This is a genomic window from Variibacter gotjawalensis, assembly GCF_002355335.1.
Lineage (GTDB): Bacteria > Pseudomonadota > Alphaproteobacteria > Rhizobiales > Xanthobacteraceae > Variibacter > Variibacter gotjawalensis.
In genome coordinates this window covers 555524-568169 of sequence record NZ_AP014946.1, presented here as the reverse complement: position 1 = coordinate 568169, position 12646 = coordinate 555524, and the positions used below count along the sequence as shown (strand labels likewise).

General features: G+C 63.2%; 17 protein-coding genes. 6 read left to right on the top strand and 11 right to left on the bottom strand.

What is annotated here, in order from left to right; all coding sequences use genetic code 11:
- Positions 1–38 precede the first annotated feature (38 nt).
- The 4 genes from olsA to tsaB all read right to left on the bottom strand — a co-directional run bounded on the left by olsA (position 39) and on the right by tsaB (position 2470).
- Positions 39–812, bottom strand: a complete 774-nt coding sequence (olsA, locus tag GJW30_RS02785; protein ID WP_096351349.1) for a lyso-ornithine lipid O-acyltransferase — start codon at positions 810–812, stop codon at positions 39–41.
- Positions 813–822: 10 nt separating this feature from the next.
- Positions 823–1203: a Fur family transcriptional regulator gene (locus GJW30_RS02780; protein ID WP_096358622.1), complete on the bottom strand. Its 381-nt coding sequence runs from the start codon at positions 1201–1203 to the stop codon at positions 823–825.
- 97 nt (positions 1204–1300) lie between these two features.
- Entirely contained in the window at positions 1301–1780 is a 480-nt protein-coding gene (rimI, locus tag GJW30_RS02775; RefSeq protein WP_096351347.1) for a ribosomal protein S18-alanine N-acetyltransferase, read from the bottom strand.
- Positions 1781–1789: 9 nt separating this feature from the next.
- A complete protein-coding gene (gene tsaB, locus GJW30_RS02770; protein WP_096351345.1) occupies positions 1790–2470 on the bottom strand; it encodes a tRNA (adenosine(37)-N6)-threonylcarbamoyltransferase complex dimerization subunit type 1 TsaB in 681 nt (226 codons plus the stop codon).
- Positions 2471–2632: 162 nt separating this feature from the next.
- On the opposite strand from tsaB, the gene GJW30_RS02765 reads away from it, so the two are divergent.
- Positions 2633–2989 (top strand): hypothetical protein, encoded by a 357-nt coding sequence (locus tag GJW30_RS02765; protein ID WP_130364726.1) that lies wholly within the window; start codon positions 2633–2635, stop codon positions 2987–2989.
- 147 nt (positions 2990–3136) lie between these two features.
- Here GJW30_RS02765 and GJW30_RS02760 read toward each other — a convergent pair whose 3' ends face one another.
- From GJW30_RS02760 to trpS, 3 genes are all read right to left on the bottom strand, one after another.
- Positions 3137–3691 carry a NifU family protein gene (locus GJW30_RS02760; protein WP_096351340.1) on the bottom strand — a complete coding sequence of 185 codons (555 nt, stop codon included), beginning with the start codon at positions 3689–3691 and terminating at the stop codon, positions 3137–3139.
- A gap of 83 nt (positions 3692–3774) precedes the next feature.
- Positions 3775–4269 carry a universal stress protein gene (locus GJW30_RS02755; RefSeq protein WP_096351338.1) on the bottom strand — a complete coding sequence of 165 codons (495 nt, stop codon included), beginning with the start codon at positions 4267–4269 and terminating at the stop codon, positions 3775–3777.
- A gap of 135 nt (positions 4270–4404) precedes the next feature.
- Positions 4405–5436 carry a tryptophan--tRNA ligase gene (gene trpS, locus GJW30_RS02750; RefSeq protein ID WP_096351335.1) on the bottom strand — a complete coding sequence of 344 codons (1032 nt, stop codon included), beginning with the start codon at positions 5434–5436 and terminating at the stop codon, positions 4405–4407.
- Between the two features lie 130 nt (positions 5437–5566).
- On the opposite strand from trpS, the gene GJW30_RS02745 reads away from it, so the two are divergent.
- From GJW30_RS02745 to GJW30_RS02735, 3 genes are all read left to right on the top strand, one after another.
- Positions 5567–6568 (top strand): adenosine kinase, encoded by a 1002-nt coding sequence (locus tag GJW30_RS02745; protein ID WP_096351332.1) that lies wholly within the window; start codon positions 5567–5569, stop codon positions 6566–6568.
- 121 nt (positions 6569–6689) lie between these two features.
- Positions 6690–7574: a hypothetical protein gene (locus tag GJW30_RS02740; RefSeq protein WP_096351329.1), complete on the top strand. Its 885-nt coding sequence runs from the start codon at positions 6690–6692 to the stop codon at positions 7572–7574.
- A 139-nt stretch (positions 7575–7713) separates the two neighbouring features.
- Complete coding sequence (locus GJW30_RS02735) at positions 7714–8094, top strand: response regulator (RefSeq protein WP_096351328.1); 381 nt, start codon at positions 7714–7716, stop codon at positions 8092–8094.
- A gap of 57 nt (positions 8095–8151) precedes the next feature.
- On the opposite strand, the gene GJW30_RS02730 is transcribed toward GJW30_RS02735, so the two are convergent.
- The 3 genes from GJW30_RS02730 to GJW30_RS02720 form a co-directional block, all read right to left on the bottom strand.
- Positions 8152–8550 (bottom strand): PRC-barrel domain-containing protein, encoded by a 399-nt coding sequence (locus tag GJW30_RS02730; protein ID WP_096358621.1) that lies wholly within the window; start codon positions 8548–8550, stop codon positions 8152–8154.
- Positions 8551–8661: 111 nt separating this feature from the next.
- Entirely contained in the window at positions 8662–8961 is a 300-nt protein-coding gene (locus GJW30_RS02725; RefSeq protein ID WP_096351325.1) for a hypothetical protein, read from the bottom strand.
- A 41-nt stretch (positions 8962–9002) separates the two neighbouring features.
- The gene (locus GJW30_RS02720) at positions 9003–9347 is read right to left on the bottom strand and encodes a hypothetical protein (protein ID WP_096351322.1); all 345 of its coding nucleotides are present in this window, start codon (positions 9345–9347) and stop codon (positions 9003–9005) included.
- A gap of 118 nt (positions 9348–9465) precedes the next feature.
- Here GJW30_RS02720 and GJW30_RS02715 point away from each other — a divergent pair, with 118 nt between their 5' ends.
- A complete protein-coding gene (locus tag GJW30_RS02715) occupies positions 9466–10347 on the top strand; it encodes a YihY/virulence factor BrkB family protein (RefSeq protein ID WP_096351320.1) in 882 nt (293 codons plus the stop codon).
- 144 nt (positions 10348–10491) lie between these two features.
- Positions 10492–11754: an OmpA family protein gene (locus tag GJW30_RS02710; protein ID WP_096351317.1), complete on the top strand. Its 1263-nt coding sequence runs from the start codon at positions 10492–10494 to the stop codon at positions 11752–11754.
- Here the strand turns inward: GJW30_RS02710 and gluQRS are convergent, their stop codons facing one another.
- On the bottom strand, positions 11755–12600 hold the full coding sequence (gene gluQRS, locus GJW30_RS02705; RefSeq protein ID WP_096351314.1) for a tRNA glutamyl-Q(34) synthetase GluQRS: 846 nt from the start codon (positions 12598–12600) through the stop codon (positions 11755–11757). It abuts the gene before it with no gap.
- Positions 12601–12646 lie beyond the last annotated feature (46 nt).

Below are 12646 nucleotides of genomic sequence, written 5' to 3'. Positions count from 1 at the left end.
GGGTTTAGCTCAAAACCACCGCCGAGGGAAACCCGCGATCAGGCGCGGCGGGCCTCGGCGGCGAGGCGGCGAACGTCGTTCTCGAGCCTAATTGTCAGGACTTTGCGGTCGGTGTCGGGTCCAACCTCGATCGGGGTGCCCCAGACGATGGTCGCGTCGACGGCGCCGGTGCGCACGATGCCGCCGAGGTGGGGCAGCAAGTCCATGTCGCCATACCAGGCCACCCTTGGCCGGTCGATCCGGCCGGTCGGTAGGCCGCTGAGATGCGTGTAGACGAGCGCGAGGGGTTGTACCGTGACCGTGCCGCCGCCGCTGCGCATCGCGGCATGCGCGGCGCCGATCAGGCTGGAGCGGAACGGCAGCACGCGGTTGCCGTCATTCGATGTGCCTTCCGCGAACAGCACGACGGGATCGCCTTCGGCGAGGCGCGCCGCCATTTCGTCCGCTGTGTCGGCGACTTTGGCGCGGCGCTCGCGATCGACGAACACCGTGCGCTGCAGGCGGGCAAGCAGGCCGAACAGCGGCCAGGTTGATACTTCGCGCTTGGCAACGAACACCATGGGCGCGAGCGTCGTCAGCACCGGGATGTCGAGCCACGACGAATGATTGGCGGCAATGAGCAGTTGCTTTGCGTCTGCGCGCCGACCGCCGACCGTGATGCGCACGCCGAGTAGCTTGCAGACCGTACGATGAAAGAAGACCGGGATCGCGCGGCGCAGCCGCCAACGAAAACGAACGGCGAGCCACTGCACCGGAATCAAGATTGCGGTCAGTGTCAGGAAGGCGACCGCAACGTAGATTATGCGGAGCATGCGCTAGCTGTTACTTCGCCTTGTCGTCGAGCGGGACAGCGTAAAGCTCGAGCCGGTGGTCGATGAGCTTGTAGCCGAGCTTGCGGGCGATTTCTGCCTGCGCGCGCTCGATCTCCTCGGAGCGAAACTCGACAACCTCGCCGGTACGCAGATTGATCAGATGATCGTGATGGTCTTCGCGCGCCTGCTCGAATCGTGCGCGGCCATCGCGGAAGTCGTGACGCGCGATGATGCCGGCGTCCTCGAACAGCTTCATGGTGCGGTAGACAGTCGAGATCGAGATCTTCCCATCGATCGCGGAGGCGCGACGATAAAGCTCCTCGACGTCCGGATGATCCTCGGCCGCCGCGAGTACGCGCGCGATCACGCGGCGTTGCTCGGTCATGCGCATGCCCTTGGCGGCGCATTGCGCTTCGATATCGGAGTTTTTGACCGTCACGCGTTGACCTCGTCCCGTCTGCCGGGATGGTTTTCGCCTTGAGGTCCGGTCAGGTCAAGTCACGTCGCAGGACGAGCGCTGCAACCGCGTCTTTCCCGCTCCCGTAATAGCTCGGGCGGCGGCCGACCTGCGCGAATCCGGCCTTTTGGTAGAGGCGGCGGGCGGCCGCATTCGCCTCTTCGACCTCGAGAAACAGCGCCTTGGTGCCGAGGCCGGCGAGGCGTTGCATATGATACATCAGCAATTGGCGGCCAATGCCGCGCCCGCGCTGACGGGACGATACCGCGATCGAGAGGATTTCGGCCTCGTCGGCAGCGCGCCGCGACAGGACGAAACCGATCGTCTTGTCCTTTGACCCGATGCGATGCGCGGTGATCTGCGGATCGCGAAGGAGCTGCTCCATCTCGTCCTCGCTCCACCCGCGGCGGAAGGAGCGCGCGTGCAGGCTGCAGAAGGCAGGCGCATCATGCTGGCGCGCGTCGGAGATCGTCGGAGGTTCGGAGGTGAAGAGGTTTCCGAGCCAACTCATCGCCGCGTCTCACCGGCGCGCCACATGCGCGTGGTCCTGCGGCTTGGCGTCCGGCGCACGCAGATACAGCGGCTTGGCGGGAGCGGTCTCAGGATCGGCGGCGTGGCCGAGCCGCGCGACCCAGCCGAGGTCCGGCGACGGCGCGCCACGGAACTGGAATGGCGCCGGCTCACCTTCGGGCCACAACGCTGCGATTTGAGCCGCGACATTGCCGGAGAGGTGGACTTCGCCGCCGACATAATCGAGCGCCTGATGCAGCGGCACGTAAGCGGCGGCGAGTTCGGTGAAGCCGCCTTCGCCGAACACCTGCATGTAAGCGTGGCCGTGGCGCGCATCGATCGCCGCGATGGTCTTCTGCGCCAAATCCTCCGCGATGCAGGGCGCCGCGAAGGCCGCGAGCGTCGAGACGCCGACCGCCGGCTTGCCGCAGGTCAGCGCGATACCTCGCGCAGCCGAGATGCCGACGCGCAGGCCCGTGAAGCTGCCGGGGCCGACCGTGACGGCGATGCGATCGAGTTCGGAGAAATCGGAGCGCGCATAGTCCATCACACGCGCGATCAGCGGCATCAGCGCCTCGGCGTGGCCGCGTTCCATGGGGATCGCCTCCTGCGCGAGCAGCTCATCCGTCTCGGATTCGTAGACGGCGGCGGCGCAGGTGGCGAGCGCGGTATCGATGACCAGAAGGCGCATTTAGAGTTTGCGTTCTACAGGAACCCCAGGCGGCAACCAACACGATCAAGGTGTCCGCGAATCAGTAATGAACAGTTTGTCCTAACATTCCTGCGGTCCGCTTTGCTCGGCGAAACTTATCCACGTCCGCACGCGTACGATGAGTGACCTATGGAGGATTCGATGCGAGCTGTGCTGATCACGGGCCTCATCTTGGCGACGATCTCGGGCGCGAGCGCCCAAGAAGACTTCGAAAGCTGGCCGGTGCTGAAGAACCCGTTCGAAAGCACGAGCGGCGGCGGTGTCATGATCGACGGCTACAACCCGGTCGTGATGGGCAACCGCTGCACGACGGACTTCTCCGTCAAGCTGACCGACGGCACCGTCCTGCAAAACGAAGTCGAGTTCGATGCGGTGCCGGTGCAGGGCGGAACTCTCTGCACGAACGGCCGCTGGCGCGCAAAGGACGGCAGCTCCAACGGCACGACACCGTTCCGTGTTTTCGGAAAGAACGGTGTGTGGCGCGCTTCGGCGAAGTAGCCACTTTCGGTCATCCTCGACGCCGCCAGAGGCGGCGGTCGGGGATCTATACGCCGTGTCTTAATCGAGAACTCAGAGAGCATGGATTCCGGGCTCGCGCGGCTTGCTGCGCAAGCTTCGCGCGCCCCGGAATGACCAGCTTACGGCCTAAACCGGGCGGACTTCCTGGACTTCCGGCAGGAAGTGCTTGAGCAGGTTCTGGATGCCGTGACGCAACGTCGCGGTCGATGACGGGCAGCCCGAGCAGGCGCCCTTCATGGCGAGATAGACGATCCCGTCCTTGAAGCCGCGGAAGGTGATGTCGCCGCCGTCATTGGCGACAGCCGGGCGCACGCGCGTCTCGATCAGATCCTTGATCGTCGCGACTGTCTCGCTGTCGGCCTGATCGAAGAACTCTTCCTCGGCCTCGTCCGCATGATCGCCGCTCATCAACGGCGCGCCCGACATGTAGTGTTCCATGATGGCGCCGAGGATCGCAGGCTTGAGCTGCTGCCAGTCGCTGCCGTCCTTGGTGATCGTGATGAAGTCCGAGCCGAAGAACACGCCGGTGACGCCGGAGACTTCGAATAGCTTCTCGGCCAGCGGGGACTTGTGCGCATCGTCACGGTCGCGCAGCTCGAGCGTGCCCGTTTCCAGCACGGTGCGGCCCGGCAAGAACTTCAGCGTGGCGGGATTCGGCGTCGCTTCGGTCTGAATGAACATCTTTGGCTCCTGTCCGGGGTCAAGGTCCGGATTTCAGCTCTTAAATGGTGGTTTTGCGGCTGTTGGTCAACGGCTGGACAGGTCTATGCGAGCGAATCGAGCTCTTCGTCGGTGAGGTGGCCGGGCACCACGGCGACCGGGACCGGCAGCTGGCCAATGATCTTCGTCAGGCCGGCCGTGATCGGGCCCGGTGTTTCCTTATTCGTCGCTGCCGCCAGAACGAGGATCGCAATGTCTTCGTCTTCCTCGATCAAGGCGAGGATTTCGTCGATCTTCTCGCCCTCGCGGATCACGCGTTCGGGGGTCAGGCCGGCGAGGCCGTTGACGCGGCCGGCGAAGCGGGTGAGCACCTGATTGGCCTCGTCATGCGCTTCGGCACGCATCACTTCGGCGACGCCGAGCCACTGCTGATTGCGGTCGTGCGGCTCGATCACGTTGACCATGAGGAGGCCGGCCTTGGTGCGCGCCGCGCGGCGGCTCGCCCAATAGACGGCGCGGTCGCATTCCGGCGACTCATCGATGACGACGAGATACTTCGGTTTGTGACCGCTCTCGTAAGATCGGCGTTTACGGCTCATGAATCCCCTCTGGCTCCCTGCGGAAGCACCTGGCTTCCTGCGGAAGCAATGCGGCTCCCAATGGGAGCGCTCCCCTGCGACATGCTGCCACGCGCCCGGCTGCCCTCACAAGGGCCGCCGCGCCGCGACGGCGGATCAGCCGCGGACGAAGCCGACGATGTCTTTGACTTGGCGCATGGTTTCGGCAGCGATGACACGCGCGCGGTTGGCGCCATCGACCAGGATTGCGTCGATCGCGGCCGGGTCTTGCAGCAGGCGCCGCATCTCTTCGCCGATCGGCGTGAGCCGAGTCGTCAGCAAATCCGCGAGGTTCTGCTTGAAGCCCGAGAACTGGCCACCACCGTATTCGCGCAGCACGTCCGGCACGGATTTGCCAGTCAACGCCGCATAGATGCCGACGAGGTTGTCGGCTTCAGGACGGCCCTTGAGGCCTTCCTCTTCGCTCGGCAGCGGCTGCGGGTCGGTCTTCGCCTTGCGGATCTTCTGCGCGATCGTGTCGGTGTCGTCGGTGAGATGGATGCGCGAATAATCCGACGGGTCGGACTTCGACATCTTCTTGGTGCCGTCGCGCAGGCTCATCACGCGCGTTGCCGGTCCCTGAATCAGCGGCTCCGGCTGCGGGAAGAAAGCGTCGCCGAGACCGAGCTTCGCCATCGAGGGCGCGAAGTCGTTGTTGAACTTCTGCGCGATGTCGCGAGAGAGCTCGAGATGCTGCTTCTGATCCTCGCCGACCGGAACGTGGGTCGCGCGGTAAACCAGGATGTCGGCCGCCATCAGCACCGGATAGTCGTAGAGACCGACCGACTGGTTCTCGCGATCCTTGCCGGCCTTCTCCTTGAACTGCGTCATGCGGTTGAGCCAGCCGAGGCGGGCGACGCAATTGAACACCCAGGTCAGTTCGGCGTGCTCGGCGACCTGGCTCTGATTGAAGATAATGTGACGCTTCGGATCAATGCCGCAGGCGATGTAAGCGGCGGTGAGCTGGCGGATCGCACCCTTCAACTCCTCGGGATCCTGCCACAGCGTAATCGCGTGCATATCGACGACGCAGTAGATGCAGTCCATCTTCTCCTGGAGCGCGACGAAATTGACGATCGCGCCCAGATAATTGCCGAGATGGAGGCTGCCGGTCGGCTGGATGCCGGAAAAAACGCGCTCGGGAAACATGTTCGTCCTCTGACCCGCCCCCCGCGAGCAGGGAACGTTTGCGGCGCGCGACATGCCACGATAGTTGACATAGCGCAACCGAGTGGCCTTTACGGTTACGTTAGCCAAATCCCCCACAGACGGAATCCTCATGACCGCCGCTAAATTCGACGTGCTCGGCTTCGGCAACGCCATTGTCGACGTGTTTGCCCGCACCGAGGACGATTTCCTGGTGAAGCACGGCATGAACAAGGGCTCGATGGCGCTGATCGACGAAGCGCGGGCCGAGACGATTTATCAGGCAATGGGTTCGGCCGTGACGATCTCGGGCGGCTCGGCCGCCAACACGATCGCGGGCGTCGCGAGCTTCGGCGGGCGCGGCGCGTTCGGCGGCAAGGTCAAGAAGGATGCGCTCGGCGATGCCTTCGCGCATGACATCCGCAACATCGGCGTGACGTTCACGACGCCGATGGCGGCGGACGGGCCGGCGACGGCGCGCAGCTTCATCCTGGTGACGCCGGACGGCGAGCGCACGATGAACACATATCTCGGCGCCGCGCAGAACCTGACACCCGCTGATGTCGACGAGGCGCAAGTCAAAGACTCGGCGATCACGTATCTCGAAGGCTACCTGTGGGATCCGCCGGAGGCCAAGAAGGCGTTCGTGAAAGCCGCGGAGATCGCACACGCGGCGGGCCGCAAAGTGTCGCTCACGTTGTCTGACGCATTCTGCGTCGATCGCTATCGCGGCGAATTCCGCACGCTGGTGCGCGAAAAGACCGTCGACATTCTGTTCGCGAACGAGATCGAGTTGAAGTCGCTCTACGAGACCGCCGATTTCGATGCGGCCGTAAAGGCGCTGCAGAGCGAAGCACCGCTTGCCGCCGTGACGCGCAGCGAACTCGGCTGCGTGGTGGTGACGCCGGGCGGCGTCGTGCCGGTGCCGGCATTCCCGATCCCGCAAGTGACGGACACGACCGGCGCGGGCGATCTCTTCGCGGCAGGTTTTCTGCTCGGCGTTGCGCGCGCGCAGGATCACGAGACGTGCGCGCGGCTCGGCGCGCTCGCGGCGGCAGAAGTCATCCAGCATATCGGAGCGCGTCCGCAGCGTTCGCTCAAGGTGCTGGCGGCCGAGAACGGCCTTGCCGTTTAGGCTGCGGCGCAGACGTTACTTAAAATTTAGATTCCATGGAGGCGTTGCCGTAAGGTCTCGTTAAGGATTTCCTCGCAAGGATGGTTTCCAAGGGGTGAACTTTTCTATCCGAGGATTTTCCATGGAAGCCGCAAACGATCCGGCAGCCGAGAAGCCGTCTGCCGAAGCCTCTGCCCCGAAAGCAGCCGAGACCGGCGCAGCGCCGGAAGCCGCAAAAGCCGAGGCGAGCGAAGCCGAGACGAAAAAGCCGGAGCCCGCGAAGGCCGGACCCGTTATCCTTTTCACGCCGCGCCCCGACGATAAGCCGCATGTGGACGCCGAGCCGCAGAGCGCGCCGCGCGCTGCCTCTCCGTCACGCCGTTTCAGCCTGCTCGCCGCTTCGATCGCACTTGCGGCCTGCCTTGGTGGCATGGTCGGTGCAGCTGCCGTTGCCGCATTGATGGCGCCGCCGAAGATCGAAACCGTCGACGCCGGCGCCGCGATCCAAGATTTCCGCAATCAGCTGTCGCTCATGCGCGCCAGCATCAAAACGCTCTCCGAAGCGCCGGCGCAGCCGCAGCGTCCGCAGACCGACAAAGCGTTGAATGCACAAGTCGGTAAGCTTGCCGAAGCCATCGAGCGTATCGAGAAAAGCTCGGCCGAGCCGAATGCGCGCCTCGCCAAGCTCGGCGAATCCGTCGATCGGCTGGAGAAGAAGTTCGCGGCCGCGCAAGCGCCCGTGCAGCAAGCCGCCGCTCAGCCGGCCGCTCCGCTGACGACAGGTTCGGTGAAGCCGCAGCCCCCGCAGCCCCCGCAGGTCGCGCAGGCCCAGCCGGTGATCGGCGACTGGCATCTGCGTGAAGTCTACGACGGCGTTGCGCTGATCGAAGGCCGCTACGGTCCGCCCATGGAAGTGCAGCCGGGCGACGACGTTCGTGGTCTTGGCCGGGTGCAAACCATCAAGCGCCAGCCGGACGGACGTTGGGCAGTTGTCACAAGTCGGGGCCTTGTCGTCTCCAGCCGCTGATAACTTGGCGGTTACCGCACAGAGCTCGGTGTCCCGGTAGCGGGACGCCGAACCGTTTGCCGCAGCACGCGAAATTTGCTTGCCTTATTCGCGTCTGGCGTGTGAGGACACACGCGTTGGGTGGACGGAACAGTTCTGAATGACGAGCGCTAACGACGCTGCGGGTTCTCCGCGGCGGATCTTAATCATCGAGGATGAGGTTCTCATCGGCGTCCTTCTCGAGGACATGCTGATGGACCTCGGCTATCAGGTTGTCGATACTGTCGCGCGGATCGAGGATGCGGCGGCGCGCGTCGCGACATCCGATTTCGATGCGGCCGTGCTTGACCTCAATCTCAACGGTCAATCGTCGCTGCCGGTGGCTGACATCCTGATATCGCGCAACGTGCCGCTGATCTTCGTGACCGGCTACGGCGCGCAAGGATTGCCGGCGCGCTATCAGACCGTTCCGGTTTTGCAGAAGCCGTTCCGCCAGGAAGATCTCGAGCGCCACCTCAAAGCTGTCTTCGCGGGCGCATGAGAAAAGGGCCCGCGGATTTCTCCGCGAGCCCTCGGCGATGTTCTTATTATCGGCCGCCTACATCCAATACGGCGTGACCTTGTAGTAGTCGTAGACTTCCTGCGCGCGGCGGCGGTCCGACCAATCCCAATCTTCTTCTTCTTCGCGATATTTCGGTGCGCTGCGCAGCTGCGCGTCGGTGACGTTCACTTCGTAGCCGCCGAGCTTGTCGTTGTAGGTCAGCAGCGACCACGGGATCGGGTAGTAGTCCGCGCCCATTCCGAGGAAGCCGCCGAAGCCCATAACGGCATACGGCGCTTTGCCGCTGTGCTTATCGATCATGATGCGTTCGATGTGGCCGATCTTCTCGCCATCCGAGCGATACACGTTGGTGCCTTCAACCTTGTCGCTCGCGATCAGCGATGCAGTCTCGCGGGTACCGGTCGGGCGGCTGGTGCTGGTGTGTGTCGTTGCCATGAAACCCTCCTTTGGTGCGCTCGTGGTCGCGCTCTCATAAGGATTCAACGTGTCGGACAAACAACCGTTCCGGGCAACGCGGTGTCGAAATCGGGCCGCGAACGAGGCGGATCAGGCAGCTACCGGCGGCTCATAGTTGAGGCCGAGTGCCGTCTCGTCGATGAGATCGTCAAGCGACGGAATCGAGAAGTCGATCGGCATCGGCACCGGCAAAGTACCAGCGCCGTGATCGTATGCGTGCGAACGAAGGTAACGATGCAGCGCGATGCATTGCGCTGTCGTCTCGGCGTCGGCTTCGACGCGTTCGGCAATTTCGCGAACCGTCATCTTGCGATCGATGGTTGCAGCAACGGTTGCAACGATGGACGAATACAAGATGTTGGAAGGCGGCGAAGTACGGCTTTCTGACATCACAAACCTCCCTCAAGATTTTTTCGATTTCTCGAATTCTCTCACACGTGCGGCATGCCGACAACGATGGCGCGCACATACATGCAAAAAGAGAAAGATTTCGTAAGCAACGTGCGGCCAACATGAAGAACCCGCCACGCGGGCGGGTTCTCCTGAAAAATCGTGTCTAAGCTATGGCGCTTAAACACACCATTCTCCGCTACCGCTGTTGATCGCGGCGCTGGTCGCTCTGCTGTCCACCTTGGCCGGGACGCTGCTGATCCACCCTGTTGGCCGCCATGCTGTCCGTCTTGCTGCTGCTGGCCCGGATTGACCTGACCGCCCTGCTGGCCTGGCTTACCGCCTTGTTGCTGATGTTGCTTTTGATCGTGATCGCGATTTTGCATCGTCTACACTTGATCATAGCCCCACTATTTAACGCGGGGACACCGCCGACGTTCCCCTTTACTTCGCAACCGCAAACGACGACTTTGCGGCAAAAGCTCCTCCACACAACAACACCGTATGTTCAAGCCGCGCCGCATTTTTCGCATCGCCCTGGAGGCGTTCTATCGCTTCCTCAAAGACGACGGTTGGGCGATCGCGAGCCATATCGCGCTGTCGACGCTGATGGCGATGTTCCCGTTTCTGCTCGTGCTCACGGCAATCGCGGGCTTGTTCGGGTCGAAGAATCTCGTCGACGAAAGCGTACGCATTCTTCTGGAAACCTGGCCCGAGCAGGTGTCGGCCCCGCTCGCGGTTGAAATCCGCAGCGTGCTGCGCAGCGCGCAAGGCGGCGTGCTGACGATCGGCGTCGTGCTCGCGCTCTACTTCGCGTCATCGGGCGTCGAGGGTTTGCGCGTTGGACTCAACCGCGCTTATGGCATCACGGAAGAGCGCGCGTGGTATTGGCTGCGGCTGGAATCGATCGGCTACGTGATGCTGGGCGCCGCAGCGTTACTCTCGCTATCGTTCCTGGTCTTCCTTGCGCCGGTGATTTGGGGCACCGCGGTGCGCTACATCCCGGAGCTGGCACCGTTCGGATATCTGATCACCTTCGTGCGTCTCGGTATTGCGGCCTGCCTGCTGATCCTCGCGCTGCTGATCGTACATCTGTGGCTGCCGGGCGGGCGGCGGACGCTTGCCGAAATTTTCCCCGGCGTTGTCGTGACGATGATGTTGTGGCTGTTCGCCGGAACGATGTTCGGCCGATACCTCGCGGACTTCGCCTTCACGTATTCAACCTATTATGCCGGTCTCGCATCGCCGATGATCGCGCTGGTTTTCCTCTATCTGACGTCGTCGATCTTCATCTTCGGCGCCGAGATCAACGCCGTGATTGATCGGCCGCAGGTGCGACTCACCGATCCGGAAGTGCCGCCGCCGCCGATCGAGAAGTTGCTGTAGGCGATCCCTTGCGGAGCCCCCGGTTCTACGCCAAGCTTAACCACCTACCTCTTCGTTTCCCGTTTTCATCGTCTGAGCTTGGCGCATCGCGACGCAAGCACCCGGCTCACCCCGGGCATCAACCGCGCGAGAAGGGAAAGCCGCATGCTTTCGTTTCGGTCTCTGGCCGCACTGTGTTTCGGCGCGCTTGTCACGATCACGGCCGCTCATGCCGATCTCGGCTTTCCGGAAAGCGTGAAGTTTCCGCCGCAGATCGTCGTCGATCCCGATCAGAAGCTGCAGCAGGAGACGGTCGGGGAGACCGAATTCATTGTCGACGCGACCGGCAGCACGACGGAAACAAAGCGCGGCCGGCATTTCACGCGATGGCTCACCTATCGGCCGGCGCGCGGCGAGCCGGCACTCGGTTACGATAACGGCAGCGAGACGCGCATCTTCAACGCCATGCGTGGCGCGCTGGAGAAGGCGGGCTGGGCGCTCGTCTATGTCGACGACAACAAGGCGCGCTTCGTGATGCGGATGTCGCAAGGCGGCCGCGACAACTGGCTCGGCATCAAGATGGATGCGCCGCAGGCGCAGGTGAATGTCGATCTCGTCGAGGTTTCCGGCGCGCCCGCGAATGCGTTGAAGTTGCCGCCGCCGGGTGCGCGGCCCGAACGCATCGCGGACAACGCCGATATTCCGTATCTGCCTCCGTATCCGGGATCGAAACTCAAAGGCGGAGGACGTGGCGACGGCCCGCTGAACATTTCGCGGCCGGGTTCGGGCGAGGAGGTCCACGTCGGCGGCGTTGTGCTGACGCGCAACTATCAGGGACCGGAAACGCTCTCGAAGCTGCAATTCATCGGCGAGTATCGCGAGGCCCTCATCGCGGCGGATTGGGAAATTCTGTTCCCCAATAGTGCCGCGGCTGTGAACGACAACGCGACGCTCGTTGCGCACTTCACGAAGAACGGCCGCGATGTCTGGGCGAAGCTCGATTACGAATACGGCGCAAACCTCTGGTATTCGGTGCTCGATCTTGGTGCCGAGGATTTGAAATCGAAGCTCGACAAGGATTGCAGCGTCGCGCTGCATGGCGTGTTCTTCGATTTCAACAAGGCGACGTTGAAGCCGGAATCAGAAGCAGCACTCACACGCGCCGCAGCGCTGCTCACGGCGACGCCGGGCGCGAAGATCGAGGTGCAAGGTCACACCGACAATGTCGGCGGCGACGACTACAATCTGAAGCTATCGCATGCGCGAGCCGAAAGCGTGATGCGCTGGCTCACGCAACATCGAATCGAGGCGCAGCGTCTGTCGGCGAAAGGTTACGGCAAAGCGCAGCCGTTTGCCGACAACGGCACCGACATCGGACGCGCGAAGAACCGCCGCGTCGAACTCTCGAAGGTCGGCTGCAGGAAATAGTTAGACGATGCGCCGAATCTCGTCCGGCGTGACGCCTTCGGCGCGAAGTGCGCGCAACGCTTTCGCGTGCTCGGACTTTGCGAGCTTGCGATCGTCGTCGCCGCGCAAGAGGCGGTGGTGATGGTAGCGCGGCGCGGGTAGGTTCAGCAGCGTCTGCAGTACGCGGTGAATGGCTGTGGCGTGGAAGAGATCCTGTCCGCGCACGACGTCGGTGATGTTTTGTTCCGCGTCATCAACGACGACGGAGACGTGATAGCTCGTCGGCATATCCTTGCGGGCAAGAACGACGTCACCCCATCGCGCGGCGTCAGCCGCGATAGTCCCGGTTTCGCCGCTGCCGCTTTCGTCCCATGTGAGCGGGCCGGTGCGTTTCAGCGCGGCCGCCATGTCGAGACGCAGCGCGTAAGCGTCGCCATTCGCGATGCGAGCTTGCGTAGTGATTTCGTCCAGGCGCTTCCCGGGATAGAGCGGCGCGCCGTCGGGGTCGCGCGGCCATGCTGTTCCGTCGCGCTCTTTGTCTGCGACGAGTGCAGCGATTTCGGCGCGGCTCTCGAACGATGGATACACGAGGCCCATCGCTTCCAGCTTCGCAATCGCGTCGCGATAGAGCGCAAAGTGTTCGGACTGCCGCCGCACCGGCTTGGGCCACGTTAGCCCGAGCCATGCGAGGTCCTCGTCGATCGCAGCTTCGAATTCGGGCCGCGCACGGCCTTGATCGATATCCTCGATGCGCAGCAGGCATTCGCCGCCGGTCTCGGCCGCCATCCGCGCATTGAGGAGCGCCGAGTAAGCGTGGCCGAGATGCAGATAGCCGTTCGGGCTGGGGGCGAAACGATAGCGTCGCATGAGCTAGAAATCGGGTGGCGCTGCTGACAGAGTGTTGCTCAGAGTT

Bases quoted from the DNA above. Each gene is read 5' to 3' on its own strand.
- GJW30_RS02725 (WP_096351325.1), bottom strand. From the start codon at position 8,961: ATGTCAGAAAGCCGTACTTCGCCGCCTTCCAACATCTTGTATTCGTCC.
- rimI (WP_096351347.1), bottom strand. From the start codon at position 1,780: ATGAGTTGGCTCGGAAACCTCTTCACCTCCGAACCTCCGACGATCTCC.
- GJW30_RS02740 (WP_096351329.1), top strand. From the start codon at position 6,690: ATGGAAGCCGCAAACGATCCGGCAGCCGAGAAGCCGTCTGCCGAAGCC.
- GJW30_RS02735 (WP_096351328.1), top strand. From the start codon at position 7,714: ATGACGAGCGCTAACGACGCTGCGGGTTCTCCGCGGCGGATCTTAATC.
- GJW30_RS02745 (WP_096351332.1), top strand. From the start codon at position 5,567: ATGACCGCCGCTAAATTCGACGTGCTCGGCTTCGGCAACGCCATTGTC.
- GJW30_RS02760 (WP_096351340.1), bottom strand. From the start codon at position 3,691: ATGTTCATTCAGACCGAAGCGACGCCGAATCCCGCCACGCTGAAGTTC.
- GJW30_RS02710 (WP_096351317.1), top strand. From the start codon at position 10,492: ATGCTTTCGTTTCGGTCTCTGGCCGCACTGTGTTTCGGCGCGCTTGTC.
- GJW30_RS02765 (WP_130364726.1), top strand. From the start codon at position 2,633: ATGCGAGCTGTGCTGATCACGGGCCTCATCTTGGCGACGATCTCGGGC.
- tsaB (WP_096351345.1), bottom strand. From the start codon at position 2,470: ATGCGCCTTCTGGTCATCGATACCGCGCTCGCCACCTGCGCCGCCGCC.
- GJW30_RS02780 (WP_096358622.1), bottom strand. From the start codon at position 1,203: ATGCGCATGACCGAGCAACGCCGCGTGATCGCGCGCGTACTCGCGGCG.
- gluQRS (WP_096351314.1), bottom strand. From the start codon at position 12,600: ATGCGACGCTATCGTTTCGCCCCCAGCCCGAACGGCTATCTGCATCTC.
- trpS (WP_096351335.1), bottom strand. From the start codon at position 5,436: ATGTTTCCCGAGCGCGTTTTTTCCGGCATCCAGCCGACCGGCAGCCTC.
- GJW30_RS02715 (WP_096351320.1), top strand. From the start codon at position 9,466: ATGTTCAAGCCGCGCCGCATTTTTCGCATCGCCCTGGAGGCGTTCTAT.
- GJW30_RS02755 (WP_096351338.1), bottom strand. From the start codon at position 4,269: ATGAGCCGTAAACGCCGATCTTACGAGAGCGGTCACAAACCGAAGTAT.
- GJW30_RS02720 (WP_096351322.1), bottom strand. From the start codon at position 9,347: ATGCAAAATCGCGATCACGATCAAAAGCAACATCAGCAACAAGGCGGT.
- olsA (WP_096351349.1), bottom strand. From the start codon at position 812: ATGCTCCGCATAATCTACGTTGCGGTCGCCTTCCTGACACTGACCGCA.
- GJW30_RS02730 (WP_096358621.1), bottom strand. From the start codon at position 8,550: ATGGCAACGACACACACCAGCACCAGCCGCCCGACCGGTACCCGCGAG.